The sequence below is a fragment of the Paraburkholderia sp. C35 genome (assembly GCF_003121405.1).
Lineage (GTDB): Bacteria > Pseudomonadota > Gammaproteobacteria > Burkholderiales > Burkholderiaceae > Paraburkholderia.
The window spans coordinates 134,538-150,015 of the sequence record NZ_QBUY01000006.1 but is presented as its reverse complement, the minus strand read 5'-3'; the positions used below and the strand labels follow the sequence as shown (position 1 = coordinate 150,015).

Sequence of the window (15,478 nt, the reverse complement as noted above, 5' to 3'; positions counted from 1 at the left end):
TGATGACTGAACACACCATCGTCCAATGCACATTCGAGCGTCACGCTGACGCAATCCTTGCGATATTCAACGATGCGATCGTCAATTCGACCGCGCTGTATGACTACAAGGCGCGGACGCCGCAGAACATGGTCGCGTGGTTCGAGGCGAAGCGCGCGGGCGGCTTCCCGGTGATTGGCGTCGAAGACAGCGATGGCGTGCTGCTCGGCTTCGGCAGCTATGGCACATTCCGCGCGTGGCCCGCATACAAATACACGGTGGAGCACTCCGTGTATATCCATGGCGGTCATCGCGGCAAAGGCTTGGGGCGCGTGGTGATGCAAGAGATCATCGCTGCCGCCAGACAGAACAACGTGCACGCGCTGATCGGCGGTATCGACGCGACGAATAGCGGCAGCATTGCCTTGCACGAACGGCTTGGCTTCCGGCACGTGGGCACGTTGCCGGAAGTCGGGTTCAAGTTCGGCCGCTGGCTGGACCTTGCGTTTTATCAGTTGCTGCTCGACACACCCGCTCAACCCGTGGATGGCTAAACGCCTTTGCTTATAGCAGCGCCTGCGTGCCGTTCGCCGAGTTCGACGCAGGCGCAGCTAGCGACAGACGCCGGCCACGTGTGCGATATAGCACGATGCTCGCGACGAGCGTCACCAGTTCGGTGATGGCGACGGTCATCCAGATGCCATGCGGCCCGAGCCATTCCGTCAGCAACCAGAGCATGGCCAGCAGCAACAGCCAGCTGCGCAGCAGGGCGACGATCATCGATGCAAGCGGTGCTTCGATGGCCGTCAGATAACCGCTGATCGCCACGTTGATGGCAGCGGGCACGAACGCTAAAGCACACCATGGTAGTGCGTCGCGCAGTATTGCCTGCGCTGCCGGACTGTTGGGCACGAACAACGCGCCGAGCGGTTGTGCGACGGTGAGGACCGCCAGCGCCGCAGCAAGTGCGAAACCCGCCGTCAACGTGATGCCGATCGCGAATGCGCGCGAGACGGCCTGCTGGTTGCCTGCACCGCGCTCGAAGCTCACGATCGGCTGCATGCTTTGCACCAGCGCGATCATCGTGACCGACGCGATCATCGACATGTACTCGACCACTGCGAAGGCGACCAACCCCGTGTCGCCGAGCCAGCGCAACACCGCGTGATTGAACGCGAAGATCGTGACGCTGGGCGCGATCTCGCCGAGAAACTCCGACGTGCCGTTGTAAGCCATGCGCCACGCGTGATCGAGACGCGTAAAGGCATGGACAACAGGACGACAGTGTCGTGCCTTGACGAAGTGATAAGCCAGCATCGGCAAGCATGCGAGCGCCTGACTGATGCCAGATGCCAGCGCTGCGCCGCGCATGCCCCAATGCAGATGGCCCACCATCCACCATGTCAGCACGACATCGGCGATACCGCCGGCGGTCAGGCAGACGAGTCCGAAGCGGGCTGCACCTTCGATACGCAGAAACAGTTCGAGCGCATAGCATGCCGTCGGGAACAGCACGAACGGTGCGTAGGCGTGCAGGAAGTCTTTGGCGAGGCTCGCGAGTTCACCGCGTGCGCCTGTCCATTGCACGAACGTGTCGGCATAGAAATAGATTGCGAGCGCAAATGCGAGGCCGCACAGGGCGATCAGACACAGGGCTTGCGTAAAGGCTGCGGCGGCATCGTGCTCGCGCCGCTCGCCGAGCAGGCGGGATACCAGCGTCGATCCACCGACGCCGATCATCACGCTGAATGCATAAGGCAAATAAAGCAAAGGGACGAGCAGGTTCAATGCGGCAAGCGCATCGGCGCCGACGTAACGTCCGATAAAAATGCCGCTGATGACGGAGTGCATACAGTACGCCCATGCGGCGAGTACGGTAGGCACTGCATAGTTCGTGTATCGACGAACGAGAGAAGCGTTGTTGAGAGAATACATAGCTGACAATCCGACGTTACTCGCTAGGCACGCCAGGATGAGCACGTGAAATGATTGACGTGCAAGTCAAGGTTTTGGCATGGCGCAAAAGCGCGGTATGGACTCAGTGCGAAAACACGCGAGTCACATAGGGATGACAAGACTGTGTAGCGCGCGGTCTGGCGACGCGAGAATGCGCCAGCGGGCTACGAGAGGAATGCGTGACGGGCTACCTGCGAATTGGGCGCAGATGCCGCTTCAGGCTTTCACGATGCATCAATTGCGATGCGAGTAGTTGGAGTCGCGCAGGCAAACAAAAGTTCCTGGTGGTGTTGTTAAGCGAATCCTGATTCACGCAAAGACAGATGAAACGGGCCGAGGTGCACCTCGGCCCGTTGTCGGGTTGCTGCTAGATGCGCATAGCGTTGCTAGCGAAATGCGCAAACGCGGCGAGTTCGATCACGCCAGCTTGATGAGTTCGAGTTGTTGAAGCGCTTTCACGCCGTCATCCAGCCCGATTTCTTCGACGATCTTGCCGTCCTTGAGCTTCAGCACTGTCGTGCCCGTGAAGCGCATTGTCCGGCCTGTCGCAGCGGGTAGCGACCCAGCGAGAAAATCGCTGAATGCGATGCCCGTATGCGTGCCGCCGCCTTCCCAACGGCCAACGACATAATCTCCCTCGGCGATAAGATCGGCGGCGCCCCAGAAATTGAGGTCCGGAAACGCTGCACGGAAATCGCTCATGAATGCCTTGATGTCTTCGCGACCACGTCGCGGCTCATGCAACGAGTATTGAAGGAGCATGTCGGGCGCAGCGAGTTCGTCGACGATGTTGAGATCGCATTGTTCGCCCCAGAAATGGGTGAACCAGCGCCCCACGACGGCTTTGTTGTCATCTTCCTTGGACATGGTGTGTTCCTCATTGACTGAAGTTGAACGAGAGAGACGTTTTCGCTTCCCTCTGCCTGAACGATATTGATGCAGGCAGCAGGGTGCGCCTCGTTTCTTGCTGCAATACTCGACACACGGGAACATGACGCACGCCATGCTGGCGAAGCAAACAGAGACTGTGGATGGATAGCGATGAGACAGCAAGAATCGGAGTGCCTGTGCGAAGTGGCCGCCATATCGTGTGCATGCATCGCACAGCAGGCGAGATTCCTGGTGGGTGAATGGTGCGATACGCGACTCGCCTGTCCTTCAACGACTGGAGTCCGATCATGTTGCCGTTACTATCGCTTCACGCGCTCGCAGCCCAACGCGGAGATGGATTGCGTCCTGAACTCCGGGCCTTGTTCGAGCGTCATGCGGGATTGACGACGGGCCTCGCCGCCAGCATCGAGCCGGTTGAACAGGCGTCGCTTTCAGATGCGACCGATGCTGAGGAGGTTGACGCGATGTCGCGCGAGAGCGGACAGTGAGGCACGACCACCCGAACCGGTCACGGGTGGTCGTGAAAGATAAGTCTAGACTTCGGCGTAGTCGATACCCGTCAGCGGTCCGAGATGCGCAACGGTGGTGAAATGTGACGCTTCCTTCGTATCGATGTCCAACTCGCGCACGTTGCCGCCCAGATCGGTCACGAATGCACGGCGCCCCTGCGCGTCCAGCGATACGCCGATGCCTTCCTGCAGATCGTGAGCGAGCACTTCATGATTGGCGAGTCCGGACGGCGTGATTTTCGCGCGATTGAGGGTGTTGCCATCGTGCGTATCGTCGCCGCGATCCGTCCAGTACAGCATGTGGTCGCGATGATCGATGTCGAGATCGATCGGTTCCGGCAGATCCGCGAGCAGGCATTCGATATCGCTGCGCCCATCAGGCGCTTCGCCTGCCGGCAGATCGATGCCAGCACGGAAGATGCGACCCTCTCCTGCATCGGGTGAGCCCTTCTGGGTCCAGTAGATGTGGCCGTTTGCCTTGTCCAGCACGACGCCTACGCAATGGCGCTTCGCATCGTTGGTATCGTCCGGAAAATTTCCCGTGCGCACCAGCACCGTCACCTCCGAGCCATCCAGGCGTGAGCGCATCACGCGCATGCCTTCACGGTCGCACCAGTACAGGTGATCGCTTTCCTTGTCGAGCACGAGTTCTTTCGGCGTTCCAGCCAGACCCGAAGCCACCAGCACGCGATGTTCGCTGCCATCGAGCTTCGCGCTTTCGATGGTGCCGTCGTTGGGCGGAACGGCGCCCGGCGGCGGATCGCTGTCGATCAGATGGATGCCCGTTCCCATATTGGTCCAGTAGACCGTGCTGGTTTCGGCATCGACCTTGATGCCGTCGGGCGTGCGCGTGAGGTTCGCAACAACCACTTCGTGCGAGCCATCCGGTGATAGCGCGATGATCGCGGGTGGACGTGTCTGAAGGACATACAGCGTACCGCCATTCTTTGTAGCCACAGTGGGTTTCCTCCATCTGGTCACAATCACGGTCGTCTTGCGAGGCGGCGCGCAGCCGCCCACAGACACAATGCTGCAGAGCACACAGACTACCTCAGCTTGCGTGATCATTCCGTGAAGGTGACATCCGGGCGCAACATGCGTGAACACTTACCTGTATCGCATTGTCGATTTGCTTCCCAACCCTTTCTAAATCAATACATCGCCTGATTCATCGGCACTTGGTCTGCTAGCACACCAATTGGTCGTGACGGCGGTTCGTTCTGCGCAAACGTTGTCCTATGCTGGATTTCGGCTGGCGATGACGTATGAAGATTCACGCCGGTTCTGTTCTGAATCTTCCAACTCCTGTTCTCCACAACGAAAGTGACGCGACGACGCACTATGCGTCGATACGGCTTTCGAATTGCTATCAAGAGGAGCGTGCCATGGGCGACCCAAATGGTAACGGCGACTATCTCCAGGACCTGCAGCAGCGATTACAGTCTGCCGTCGCGAACATCCGGAAAACGGGCACCGACGATCAGAACAAGATGCTCGACTATCTTCTCAATCAGGCGCAAAGCCAGACTGCCGATCTTGTGAATGGCGACTCCAACTCGTCGCCGATTCATCACATTCTCGCCAACGTAAAGAGCCTGCTGATGCACGCGCAGGTGGTGCCGACATCGACGGGCGAAATGGCCGTGTCGTCGATCTCGGATGAAGGCGACATCGTCGGCAAGAACCCGTATGAATCGCTCGATGTGAGGTGGACAGAGTCGGCCGTGTGCTGGCTCGAACACTTTTCGCCGGACACGAAGGCGCCATTCCGAACCGATCCGCCGACTATCTCGTTGCCTGCCAAGGCATCGATTGCCCTTGCAGGCGACTGGGGCACGGGCTATGACTACCGAACCGACGGAATGCTCACGCCCGCCGAGAAGGTGGCCAAACAGATCAACGCGCTCACGCCGACCTACACGGTTCATCTCGGAGACGTCTATTACGCGGGGACGGATATTGAAGAGCAGAATAACTTCATTGGAAAATGGCCTGCTGGTGCAGGCGCGACAGGAAGTTTTACGCTGAATTCGAACCATGAAATGTATTCGGGCGCAGAAGGGTATTACTCCGTGCTGGATACGGCAGCGCAATTTGCCATGCAAAAAAAGAACAGCTACTTTGCGCTGGTCAACGACGACTGGCTGGTAATTGGACTCGACACTGCCTATCACGCCGAAGAGATTCATCTCTATCAGCACGGCTTTCTCGACGATGTCCAATGCAAGTTTCTCGATGATCTTCTCGCGACTTATACAAAGCCAAAACGCGCGATCCTTCTCAGTCACCACAACGGACTCTCAGTCGATGGCATGACGCCAAGCGCGCTATGGGCGCAAATTGCGCCTCGCTTTGCGGGACTCGAATTGTGGTGGTACTGGGGGCATATGCACGCGGGTATCGTCTACAGCGACCGGGACACGCGCGGCCAAACGCAATCGAGCGTCAGCAAAGCCGGCATCATCCACGCGCGTTGCGCGGGTCACGGCGCAGTACCTGCGGCTGAACCGGATTCACTCGTCGCCAATCCCGGAGCAGTGTGGCATGAGAACCGCACCGTAGCGGACCTCCTTTATCCCGGACGCGTGTACAACGGTTTGGTCTCGCTTACGCTGAGCGGCGCGGATCTCACCGAGGAGTTCATCGACGAAGACGGGTCCAAGGTCTATGCACGAAGCTTCTTTTGAATAGGTAGTGGCGTTGTTATCGAAAGCCGTGCCGGCCATTGCAGTCCGGCACGGACCGTGACGGCCTTCAACCTCAGAACGATCGCGACACGAGAATTCGCTTTGAACGCTCGCGGGCAGTAACATTGGGTATCTTCCCACTATCGGACATACTTTCATGCAAGTGCTGGTCGACGCAGACGCCTGCCCCGTCGTCGTCAAGGAGATGCTGTTTCGGGCCGCGCGGCGGGTCGAAATATGCGTCACGCTGGTCGCGAACCAGTACATGCGCACGCCGCCGTCGCCGTTTATCAAGGCGTTACAGGTGCCGGCGGGTTTCGATGCCGCCGATAACCGCATCGTCGAACTCGTCACGAGTGGCGACCTGGTCATCACATCGGACATTCCGCTTGCTGCCGCAGCGCTCGACAAGGGCGCTCATGTGCTCGACCCACGCGGAGGCTGGTTCAGCCGTGAAAACATCCAGGAGCGCCTGACCATGCGCGATGTGCTGGATCAGTTGCGCAGTTCCGGCGTCGAAACGGGCGGCCCGGCACCGTATTCGCAAAACGACGCCAAGGTGTTCGCTGCGCAACTGGACCGCTTTCTCGCGCGTTATCGTGCGTCGTCGGGTGGGGCTGCCTGAGTCCTGCCGATATTCGATTGCGGACCTGCGCGATGTCCAAATCGGCAAGTCCGCTCGAAAGGCGAATTCGAAGACTTTTGCGTGAGCGTTGATGCAGGTGCGTTGCGCGCTCGGTGATCAGTGCTGGAACGAACATTCGTTCTTACAGACACGTGACACACTGGCAACACTTCATTGACGAAATCCGGCATCTTTTGCGCGGACGCCGAATCACACAAGAGGACGCAGATGCCTCATCAACTTGTCGTGCCGTACCGGAAACGGGGCCGTATACTGCCGACGCTCTGCTACAGCTTTGCCATTGCAGCAAGTAGTTTAAGGTTGCATCGCGATAGCCATGCCAGTGGCCCATGGATCTTTGCACTCGCTTCAATATTAATAGGCGTTCTTGTTAGTCGCATGCTATTCATGAAGACATTTATCTTCACGGATCGGCCCAGAGCAATTCGATGCGAATGGAGTTTTGCCGGGATACGGGTTAAGCGCGGCACAATTGAGCCGCCCAACTTCAGATGGGTGCGATCGCGCATGGGATCGTTCGAACCACGCGACGCCATCATTGAACTCGGAACTGCGCATTCGTACGATGCAGTCACAGTGCAAACCATCAAGTACGCGATGAATGAGACGCCAGAAGTAATCAAAACCCGCGCCGACATCGCGCATGTTCTCGGAATCGATGATCGGGGACACGAGCGTTTGCCACCACAGAGAAGCTTTTCTCAAAGAGCTTGAGTGACAGGCGAACAGGATGCGTCCCACTTCAAGCCGCGATTCCCTGAACTGGCCGTTGCTCGGCGCGACGGCGGCTATCGCCGTGATAAGTCATGCCGCAGTTTCAGGCAATCAGTTCATGGTTTCCATACTGATGCTTGTTCCTGCTGCGTGTGCAGTGATCTGGGCCGCAATCGCGATATGGTCAGCCATTAAGGCCGCCCACGTTTTACGCGTAACGTCGTGTGTGATCTCAGTCATCTTCATGTATATGTCCGCGCAATGGATCTTGCCCGGCCATGATGCCGCCGAATGGGCGTCGGAAAAATTCAGGTTCGAAGAGAAGCGGGCAAGCTACGATGCATTGGTCGCAAACCGACGATATGCCGACCCTCAGCGGACATTCATTCTGTTTCAGGGAAAAGAGGATGTGCAAGCGGGCGAGGTTGATCAGCGAATCGCTTACGACGAAACCGGCACACTCGAACGCGGCGTGCGTGTCGAAATAGAACGCGTGGTTGCTTTGCAGTCGCCTGACGACGCGCCGAAATTCAGCGCGTGTCGATGGAAGATCCGGCATTTGGAAGCACACTATTACGCCGTCGATTTCTTTTGCTAAAGACATCGCGCGTCACTAACAGATGTTCAAGACACGAGGAGACAAACATTGAAACTGCTGCGCGGGTTGATACGCAGTCGCACAGCCCTATCCCCTGCGACTGTAGCGCTCAAGAAAACAGATGCATCCGGCAACGTACGAGTCGAGTTCGACGTACACGAGTAAACAGAATCACTAGCCGTCGATCACCCATGATCCGCAGGCATCACCTGCATCAACGGCTCAGGCGACACCGCAATCTCCCCCGTAAATGGCCTGTCGTGCGACAGAATCAGTAACATGGTCGTCGCCAGCGCCGCACAGAAAAGCCCCGTTGCGACCGCAGAAGTCAGCCGGTTATCGCAATGAACCAGCGCGATCGCAAACATGAGGCACGCCGCGAGAAAAATCAGACACAGCCATTTCACGCCGTTCACTTCGGACCGGCTAATCAGGATGCGCTGGCGGCGCGCTTCGAGCGCCACTTCCAGCGATGTCGCAACCTGTCGCTGCGCCGTCTGCTGTCCGGGCGTCACGGCAGGCAACGCGAGCGCGAGTTGAAGCGCCTTGTTCAGCGCAGGCGGACTGATCTTCAGCGTGGCCGAGCCTTGCCCCATCATTGGCCATTCTGTTGACGTCGTGTATTCGATATAGTCGTGAATGAGCGCGCGCAACTGTTTTTGCGCATCTTCCGGAAAGACGGCGGACATGACGACAACGGATCGCAGCGCGCCCGCCTCCGTATCGACCGCGATATTCGCCCGCTCCGTGTCATTCCACACCTGTGCGGCCGTGAACGCGATGAATAGCCCGAAGATGACACCGAGCGGAGAGAGCAGCCCTGGCGATATAGCCCGATACGCGCGTCCGTGCCGGCTGGCCGCAAGCCATCCCGTGACGACGTGGATGACGGCACCCACGAGAAAAGTCAGGGCAAATGTCGCGAGCGCCATCAGCCCGAGCGGCAGGCTGTGCAACCATGTACTCGTCATTGCAGCTTGCTCCTTATGCTGCGTAAAAGCGTGGATCGCTGAAAATGCGGTGAATTCAGAGGCTCAAACAGACCACGGTTCGCAATCGTGAGTCTGTACGTTCGGCCACGTTGCGGGTCGCGCCCGCCTATGCAAACGATCCCGTGCGCACCTCGCCATCGCGCACGTAGCGGTTCACGAGCACACCGCCCGGCGTGCTGGCCGATTGCACCAGCGTGAATGCAGACGCCTGGGCATCGTCACCGAACAGGCGCTTGCCGCGTCCAAGCATGACGGGATACACCAGTAGCCGCAGATCATCCACCAGACCCGCAGCTAGCAGTTGCCGCACCATGTTTCCACTGCCGAACGTCAACAGGTTCGCGCCCGTCTGGGTTGCGAGCGCACGGACCGCGTCCGCGAGATCGCCTTGCAGCGCGTGACTGTTCGGCCAGTCGAGGCCTTCGGCCCGATGCGTGGCGACGTGTTTCGGCACGCCGTTGAACAGGTCGGCGAGACGGCGGCTAGGTGAATCGGCCGGCACGTGCGGCCAATACGACGCGAATATGTCGTAAGTGCAGCGCCCGAGCAGCAATTCAAACGGCTGTGCGAGCAGATCTTGCAGATTGTCGGTGATCGCATCGCCGGCGTAAGGGACGATCCAGCCGCCGAAGCGGAAATCGCCGCTGGTATCTTCCGCGGGTCCGCCAGGCGCCTGCACGACGCCATCCAGACTCGTGAACACGGAAACAGTGAGCTTGCGCATGAGTTTCTCCATGTAGACGGAACTGTCGGTTCGTAGAGACGACGAACAGCCCGCACGTGAATCGACATCCCGTCGCTGCGCTCTTTATCCTGCAACAAAAAAAGCCCGCCTGAAAGGCGGGCTTGTCTGCGATGCAATTCGCAACCAGCGTGTGCTACGCGGCAAACCGCCGTTCAGCCGATGCCTGCGGGTTTTTCTTCGCGACCACGGCGGGCGCGGTTTCTTTCATCGCCAGCGCGCAGCAGGCCGACACCACGCCCAGCGACGAGAACATCAATGCGGGTCCGATCCAGCCGAAAGCGCCATACATGCCCGTCGCGATGATCGGCAGCAACCCGGCGATGACAGATGCGCCGTTATACCCGAGCGAAATGCCCGATGAGCGCACGTTGGCGGGAAACTGCTCGGAGAACCAGCTTGCCTCGACGGCAAAGATAGGATCGTGGCTAAAGAGCAGCGACAGCGCCACCGCGACGATCACCATGATGATCGCGCCCGTGTTGATCAGCATGAACATCGGCACGCCGAACGCGATGGTAAAGAGCGCACCCAGCATGAACACGGGACGGCGGCCGAGCCTGTCGCTGAGCGCGCCGTAGAACAGATGGCTTCCAAGGCCGATTGCCGAGCCGATCAGCGTGCCCCACAGGATATGGCGCGTCGTCGACACATGCGCGAGCGCGACATACGACAGCATGAAACTCGTCGTGATGTAGTAGCCGCCCGTTTCCGCCATGCGCAGGCCGACGATCTTCAGAATGCTGCGCCAGTCACTCTTGATCACTTCCAGCGCGGGCTGCTTCATGACCTTGTTCTCTGCCTTGACCGCTTCGAATGCGGGCGATTCCGACACGCTCATCCGGATGAAGATGCCAATCGCGACCATCACGAAGGAAAGCAGAAACGGCATGCGCCAGATCCAGTCGCCTTCGAACAGTGCGCCCGAGAGCAGAAACGCGCCGTTGGCGAGCAGCAGGCCGAGCGGAATGCCAAGCTGCGGCACTGCGCCGAAAAACCCGCGACGCTTTTCTGGCGCATGTTCGCACGCCATCAGCACGGCACCGCCCCATTCCGCGCCGAAGCCGATGCCTTGCACCATGCGCAGCAGGATCAACATGATCGGCGCAAGTACGCCGACCTGCTGGTAAGTCGGCAGAAAGCCGATCAGCACGGTAGCGCCGCCCATCGCGACAAGCGACCAGAACAACACCGCCTTGCGGCCGAGCCGGTCGCCATAATGCCCGGCAAGATAGCCGCCGAATGGGCGCATCAGGAAGCCGATCGCCAGCGTCGCGAATGAAGCCAGAATGCCGATGATCGGCTCAGTCGTGTGGAAAAAGATCTTTCCGAACCACGCAGCGGCAGCTGTGCCGTAGATGAAGAAGTCGTAGCTTTCGACGGCCGAGCCGACCATCGAAGCGATGGCGACTTTGACCGCGCGGTCTTCGTTGTTGGTATTCATGGTGTGTTGTCTCCGGTTGCTTCAGCCGGCCGTTTCGTTTCACGGGAACGGCCGGATCGTGTCGCGCTTTCGTCGGGCGCTCGTCACGAGTGAAAAGCCTGAACGAGGCTAACGTTCAACGCCAGGTTTCGATCACGCGGCTATCGTCGCGCAAGCCGAGTCCCGCATCGGCGGCTTCGTGATAGCGCGCATTCGCAATCGACAGCAGCGGCACGTCTGCACCGCATGACTGCGCAGCCGCCGCCACCAGATCGCTGTCCTTCACGAAGATGTTGATCGAACTCGTCACGTTCACATCCGTGCCTTGCAGCATGCGCGGACCGCGGTCGGACAGCATCCACGAACCCGCCGCGCCTTTCTCGATCAGTTCCAGTACGGCAGCCGGGTCGAGCTTCAGCGAGCGCGCGAGATTCAGCGCTTCCGCTGCCGCCACGATATGCACCGAGCACAGATGCTGGTTCACCACCTTGATCGCCTGACCGTCGCCGAGCTTCGGGCCGGTGATGCGTACGCTGCCCATCGCATCGAGCACGGGGCGTACCGCGCTGATGTCGGCCTGCAAGCCCGACGCGAAGATCACCAGTTGGCCCGTCTTTGCCCGCGCGGTGCCGCCCGTCACGGGCGCATCCACCACGCGCGCGCCTTTCGCGGCGAGGCGTGCGCCCTGTTCGCGCACGGCGTCCGGGCCAACTGTCGACATCACGACCCACGTCTGGCCTGCGAGGTCCGCGCCCACGCTGTCCACCAGCGCTGCCAGTTGCTGCGGCGTCGCCACCATCGCGACGACCACATCGGCGGCAGGCGCGGCGGCGAAGCTGTCGACGGCAACGAGGCCGTTTTCCTGCGCCATGTCGCGTGCGTGGCTCGACAGGTCCACACCTGTCACGCGATGGCCGGCGCCCTGAATCTGCACTGCCATCGGCAAACCAATCGCGCCGATGCCGATAAAAGTTACGTTCATGATGCCATTGTCTCCCTGCTTACTTGAGCCACGTCTTGATGTTCTCGACGATCGATGCAGTCGAGATGCCGTAGCGGTCGTGCAGCGTCGGCAGCGCGCCCGCGTCGAGGAACTGGTCGGGCAGGGCGATCTGGCGGAATTCGGGCAGCACGCGATGGCGCACCAGCGCATTCGTCACGGCGTCGCCGAGACCGCCGCTCACGCTATGGTTCTCCGCGACGATCACGAGACGGCCCGGCTTTTTGCATTGCTCGATGATGGTGGCTTCGTCGAGTGGCTTGATGGTCGGCACGTGCAGCACGCCGACGCTCGCCGAGCCATCGTCCAGCGCCTGCGCGGCTTCGAGTGCGCGCATCGTCATGATGCCCGACGAGACGATCAGCACGTCGCGGCCATCGCGCAGCATCTTGGCCTTGCCGAGTTCGAAGCTGTAGTCGTAGTCGTCGAGCACGGCGGGCACCTTGCCGCGCAACAGGCGCATATACACCGGGCCTTCGTGTGCAGCGATGGCGGCGACGGCCTGCTCGGTATCCAGTGCATCGCACGGATCGATCACGGTCATGCCGGGAATCGCGCGCATCAGTGCGAGGTCTTCCGTGGCCTGGTGGCTCGGGCCGTAGCCCGTGGTCAAGCCCGGCAGCGCGGCGCAGATCTTCACGTTGAGATTCTCTTCCGCGATGATCTGGTGAATGAAGTCATACGCGCGGCGCGTGGCGAACACAGCGTACGTCGTGGCAAACGGAATGAAGCCTTCCTTTGCGAGACCGCCTGCCGCGCCCATCAGCAACTGCTCGGCCATGCCCATCTGGAAGTGACGCTCAGGAAACGCCTGACCGAAGATATGCAGGTCGGTGTACTTCGACAGATCCGCTGTCATGCCGACGATATTGCGGCGCTTCTCCGCTTCCGCCACGAGTGCATGGCCGAACGGGGCGGGGCGCGTCTTCTGGCCTTCCGAGGCAATCGACGCGATCATCGCCGAGGTCGTCAGGCGAGGCTTCTTTTCGATGACGGCGCTCATGCCACGTCTCCTTGCTGGGCTTTCTGATGATTCTGGTCGAGCACGGCAATGGCTTGCTGCCACTCAGGCGCATCGACACGGATAAAGTGATTCTTCTCACGCGTTTCGAGGAAGGGCACGCCCTTGCCCATCAGCGTGTCGAGCAGAATGACGCGCGGCTTCGCTTCCTTGAGCGCACGGGCGCGGTCGAATGCTTCGACGAGTGCGGGCAGATCGTTGCCGTTCACGCGCTCCACGTGCCAGCCGAACGACGCCCATTTGTCGGCGAGCGGTTCGAAACCGAGCACGTCGTGCGACGGGCCGTCTGCCTGCTGGCGGTTGATGTCGACCATCGTGATCAGATTGCCGAGGCCGTGATGCGCGGCGGACAACGCGGCTTCCCACGTGGCGCCTTCATCGAGTTCGCCGTCGGACATCGAGTTGTAGACGAATGCGGGATTGCCTTTCAGGCGCAAACCGAGCGCCATGCCGACGGCAATCGTCAAACCTTGTCCGAGCGAGCCGCCCGAGATTTCCATGCCGGGCGTGTAGGTCGCCATGCCGGACATCGGCAGGCGGCTGTCATCAGAACCGTAGGTTTCCAGTTCCTCTTCGGGGATGACGCCCGCTTCGATCAGCGCGGCGTACAGGGCAATCGCGTAATGGCCGTGCGACAGCAGAAAGCGGTCGCGGCCTTCCCATTCGGGTTCAGCGGGGCGGATGTTCATCGCGTGACACCAGGCGACGGCGAGGGCATCGGCGAGTCCGAGTGCCTGGCCGATATAGCCCTGGCCCTGAACCTCGCCCATGCGCAGCGCGAAGCGGCGGATGCGATAGGCGTGAGCGGCGATCTTCGAGAGTTGCGCCGATGTCGAGCCGGTTTGCGGCTCGGCCTCCGTAATCATTGTCATGGCATTTCCTGCGGAAGTCGGGAGTCAATCCTCGACAACCAGTGATCGCCGCAGTTGTCTCCTGTTCAGCAATCGGACTGGTGTGGGAACGAGGTAGGTTCAATGTATCCGCACCACACAGCGCCTGACAAAAGAAAAGATTACACTAGCTCATGAATCAGATTCACTAATCAAGGCCATGAACGTCTTCCGCAAGGTTCCGCTGTCGTATATCAGGGTTTTCGAGGCTGCCGGCCGGACGCTGTCGTTCGCCGATGCCGCACGCGAACTGAGTCTGTCGCCGAGCGCGGTGAGCCACTCGGTTCGCAAGCTGGAAGATCTGCTGGGGCATCGACTGTTTCAGCGCAGCACGCGCGAGGTGCGCCTGACGCGCGAAGGGGCGATGCTGATGGAACACATCCAGCGCGGCATGGAGGAAATGCAGCGCGGCTTCGCGCTGTTGACCAGCAACGAGCGAACGCCGCTAAGGCTGCACACTGCGCCGAGCTTTGCGACGCAATGGCTGCTGCCGAGGCTCGCGGGTTTCGTGCGCGATCATCCGAATATCGATTTGCGTTTTTCGGCGAGCACCGAGTACGCACGTTTCGACGACGACTTCGATCTCGACATCGTCTATGGCGAGCCGCAGCCTTCGCCACACGAGAAGATTCCGCTCGCGCTGGAAGGTCTTGCGCCGCTGTGCACGCCTGCGCTCGCGGAGCATATCCGCAAGCCCGAGGATCTGTATCACCTGCCGCTGATCCAGTGCGAAGTGCAGATGTACCAGTGGAAAGGATGGTTCGAGGCCAACCAGCTTCCGCCGCCAACACACTATGGTCTGCACTTCGATCGCAGTGCGATGGCGATTGCGGCGGCCGTGGATGGCCTTGGTGTGGTGCTCGAATCGACCTTGCTGTCAGAGCGCGAGTTGCAGCGTGGGGCGCTGGTCAGGCCGCTCGCCGGGTCGACGCGTGAAGTGGAATATGTGGGGCATTACCTCGTGCATCCTCGCAGGCAGCACAGGCATGAGGCGTTCGAAACGTTCAAGGCCTGGCTGCTGGATGCGTTGGGTATCGGCGGCGAGAAGGCGGTGACTTCCTGATGCGAAGTGTCCGTCACGCAGCCGACAGCTTTTCGCATGGTCAATGCAAGCATTAACTGCCGAAAAAGATATTGCAGTAACTGACGGGCCCGACGCAGTTATCGCGCTGCGTATTGTCATTGCGTTGCATAAGCCCCGGCGTCGCCTGCGAACCGGCCTGTGCTTTGCCATTCATGCTGCCGCCATAGCTCGAGTCCGTGACATTGCTTTGTGGCTGTTGCTGCTGGTCGGCAGGCGTGCTTTGTTGAGCGTGCGACAGGACGGGTGCGGCGAGGGCGGTTGCGATAACGAGGGTGCGGACAAACAGTTTCATGATGCTCTCCTGGAACGACTCGCCGCGGACATGCGTCCACGGCGTTTGAAAAAA

At 60.0% G+C, this 15,478-nt stretch carries 17 protein-coding genes; 7 read left to right on the top strand and 10 right to left on the bottom strand.

Annotation, left to right across the window (positions count from 1 at the left end):
* Nucleotides 1-2: 2 nt before the first annotated feature.
* Nucleotides 3-533, top strand: a complete 531-nt coding sequence (locus DK391_RS06220; RefSeq protein WP_109477180.1) for a GNAT family N-acetyltransferase — start codon at nucleotides 3-5, stop codon at nucleotides 531-533.
* Between the two features lie 10 nt (nucleotides 534-543).
* On the opposite strand, the gene DK391_RS06215 is transcribed toward DK391_RS06220, so the two are convergent.
* The gene (locus tag DK391_RS06215; protein WP_109477111.1) at nucleotides 544-1,914 is read right to left on the bottom strand and encodes an MATE family efflux transporter; all 1,371 of its coding nucleotides are present in this window, start codon (nucleotides 1,912-1,914) and stop codon (nucleotides 544-546) included.
* A 438-nt stretch (nucleotides 1,915-2,352) separates the two neighbouring features.
* Entirely contained in the window at nucleotides 2,353-2,802 is a 450-nt protein-coding gene (locus DK391_RS06210) for an ester cyclase (protein WP_109477110.1), read from the bottom strand.
* A gap of 311 nt (nucleotides 2,803-3,113) precedes the next feature.
* Between DK391_RS06210 and DK391_RS06205 the strand changes: the two genes are divergently transcribed.
* Entirely contained in the window at nucleotides 3,114-3,314 is a 201-nt protein-coding gene (locus DK391_RS06205; protein ID WP_109477109.1) for a hypothetical protein, read from the top strand.
* 45 nt (nucleotides 3,315-3,359) lie between these two features.
* Here the strand turns inward: DK391_RS06205 and DK391_RS06200 are convergent, their stop codons facing one another.
* Nucleotides 3,360-4,292 carry a hypothetical protein gene (locus DK391_RS06200; protein WP_109477108.1) on the bottom strand — a complete coding sequence of 311 codons (933 nt, stop codon included), beginning with the start codon at nucleotides 4,290-4,292 and terminating at the stop codon, nucleotides 3,360-3,362.
* A gap of 428 nt (nucleotides 4,293-4,720) precedes the next feature.
* Between DK391_RS06200 and DK391_RS06195 the strand changes: the two genes are divergently transcribed.
* The 4 genes from DK391_RS06195 (at nucleotide 4,721) to DK391_RS44155 (ending at nucleotide 7,980) form a co-directional block, all read left to right on the top strand.
* Nucleotides 4,721-6,022: a metallophosphoesterase gene (locus DK391_RS06195; RefSeq protein ID WP_109477107.1), complete on the top strand. Its 1,302-nt coding sequence runs from the start codon at nucleotides 4,721-4,723 to the stop codon at nucleotides 6,020-6,022.
* A 157-nt stretch (nucleotides 6,023-6,179) separates the two neighbouring features.
* Entirely contained in the window at nucleotides 6,180-6,647 is a 468-nt protein-coding gene (locus DK391_RS06190; RefSeq protein ID WP_109477106.1) for a YaiI/YqxD family protein, read from the top strand.
* Nucleotides 6,648-7,055: 408 nt separating this feature from the next.
* Nucleotides 7,056-7,382: a hypothetical protein gene (locus DK391_RS44160; RefSeq protein WP_162600701.1), complete on the top strand. Its 327-nt coding sequence runs from the start codon at nucleotides 7,056-7,058 to the stop codon at nucleotides 7,380-7,382.
* 16 nt (nucleotides 7,383-7,398) lie between these two features.
* Nucleotides 7,399-7,980, top strand: coding sequence for a hypothetical protein (locus tag DK391_RS44155; RefSeq protein WP_162600700.1), 582 nt, complete (start codon nucleotides 7,399-7,401; stop codon nucleotides 7,978-7,980).
* 185 nt (nucleotides 7,981-8,165) lie between these two features.
* On the opposite strand, the gene DK391_RS06180 is transcribed toward DK391_RS44155, so the two are convergent.
* The 6 genes from DK391_RS06180 to DK391_RS06155 form a co-directional block, all read right to left on the bottom strand.
* A complete protein-coding gene (locus tag DK391_RS06180; protein ID WP_109477104.1) occupies nucleotides 8,166-8,951 on the bottom strand; it encodes a DUF4239 domain-containing protein in 786 nt (261 codons plus the stop codon).
* Nucleotides 8,952-9,078: 127 nt separating this feature from the next.
* The gene (locus DK391_RS06175; protein WP_109477103.1) at nucleotides 9,079-9,696 is read right to left on the bottom strand and encodes a dihydrofolate reductase family protein; all 618 of its coding nucleotides are present in this window, start codon (nucleotides 9,694-9,696) and stop codon (nucleotides 9,079-9,081) included.
* 154 nt (nucleotides 9,697-9,850) lie between these two features.
* Entirely contained in the window at nucleotides 9,851-11,158 is a 1,308-nt protein-coding gene (locus DK391_RS06170; protein WP_109477102.1) for an MFS transporter, read from the bottom strand.
* 115 nt (nucleotides 11,159-11,273) lie between these two features.
* Nucleotides 11,274-12,119, bottom strand: a complete 846-nt coding sequence (locus DK391_RS06165) for an NAD(P)-dependent oxidoreductase (protein WP_109477101.1) — start codon at nucleotides 12,117-12,119, stop codon at nucleotides 11,274-11,276.
* Between the two features lie 19 nt (nucleotides 12,120-12,138).
* Complete coding sequence (locus DK391_RS06160) at nucleotides 12,139-13,140, bottom strand: transketolase family protein (protein WP_109477100.1); 1,002 nt, start codon at nucleotides 13,138-13,140, stop codon at nucleotides 12,139-12,141.
* Entirely contained in the window at nucleotides 13,137-14,024 is an 888-nt protein-coding gene (locus tag DK391_RS06155) for a transketolase (RefSeq protein WP_109477179.1), read from the bottom strand. The genes DK391_RS06160 and DK391_RS06155 overlap by 4 nt, the downstream gene beginning before the upstream one ends.
* A gap of 184 nt (nucleotides 14,025-14,208) precedes the next feature.
* On the opposite strand from DK391_RS06155, the gene DK391_RS06150 reads away from it, so the two are divergent.
* Entirely contained in the window at nucleotides 14,209-15,111 is a 903-nt protein-coding gene (locus DK391_RS06150) for a LysR substrate-binding domain-containing protein (protein ID WP_109477099.1), read from the top strand.
* 52 nt (nucleotides 15,112-15,163) lie between these two features.
* Here the strand turns inward: DK391_RS06150 and DK391_RS06145 are convergent, their stop codons facing one another.
* Nucleotides 15,164-15,424: a hypothetical protein gene (locus tag DK391_RS06145; RefSeq protein WP_109477178.1), complete on the bottom strand. Its 261-nt coding sequence runs from the start codon at nucleotides 15,422-15,424 to the stop codon at nucleotides 15,164-15,166.
* Nucleotides 15,425-15,478: the final 54 nt, after the last annotated feature.

Coding starts and splice junctions, on each gene's coding strand:
- DK391_RS06190 (WP_109477106.1), top strand. CDS start 6,180: ATGCAAGTGCTGGTCGACGCAGACGCCTGCCCCGTCGTCGTCAAGGAG.
- DK391_RS06155 (WP_109477179.1), bottom strand. CDS start 14,024: ATGATTACGGAGGCCGAGCCGCAAACCGGCTCGACATCGGCGCAACTC.
- DK391_RS06205 (WP_109477109.1), top strand. CDS start 3,114: ATGTTGCCGTTACTATCGCTTCACGCGCTCGCAGCCCAACGCGGAGAT.
- DK391_RS06210 (WP_109477110.1), bottom strand. CDS start 2,802: ATGTCCAAGGAAGATGACAACAAAGCCGTCGTGGGGCGCTGGTTCACC.
- DK391_RS06175 (WP_109477103.1), bottom strand. CDS start 9,696: ATGCGCAAGCTCACTGTTTCCGTGTTCACGAGTCTGGATGGCGTCGTG.
- DK391_RS06170 (WP_109477102.1), bottom strand. CDS start 11,158: ATGAATACCAACAACGAAGACCGCGCGGTCAAAGTCGCCATCGCTTCG.
- DK391_RS44155 (WP_162600700.1), top strand. CDS start 7,399: ATGCGTCCCACTTCAAGCCGCGATTCCCTGAACTGGCCGTTGCTCGGC.
- DK391_RS06220 (WP_109477180.1), top strand. CDS start 3: ATGACTGAACACACCATCGTCCAATGCACATTCGAGCGTCACGCTGAC.
- DK391_RS06180 (WP_109477104.1), bottom strand. CDS start 8,951: ATGACGAGTACATGGTTGCACAGCCTGCCGCTCGGGCTGATGGCGCTC.
- DK391_RS06215 (WP_109477111.1), bottom strand. CDS start 1,914: ATGTATTCTCTCAACAACGCTTCTCTCGTTCGTCGATACACGAACTAT.
- DK391_RS06165 (WP_109477101.1), bottom strand. CDS start 12,119: ATGAACGTAACTTTTATCGGCATCGGCGCGATTGGTTTGCCGATGGCA.
- DK391_RS06160 (WP_109477100.1), bottom strand. CDS start 13,140: ATGAGCGCCGTCATCGAAAAGAAGCCTCGCCTGACGACCTCGGCGATG.
- DK391_RS06195 (WP_109477107.1), top strand. CDS start 4,721: ATGGGCGACCCAAATGGTAACGGCGACTATCTCCAGGACCTGCAGCAG.
- DK391_RS44160 (WP_162600701.1), top strand. CDS start 7,056: ATGAAGACATTTATCTTCACGGATCGGCCCAGAGCAATTCGATGCGAA.
- DK391_RS06145 (WP_109477178.1), bottom strand. CDS start 15,424: ATGAAACTGTTTGTCCGCACCCTCGTTATCGCAACCGCCCTCGCCGCA.
- DK391_RS06150 (WP_109477099.1), top strand. CDS start 14,209: ATGAACGTCTTCCGCAAGGTTCCGCTGTCGTATATCAGGGTTTTCGAG.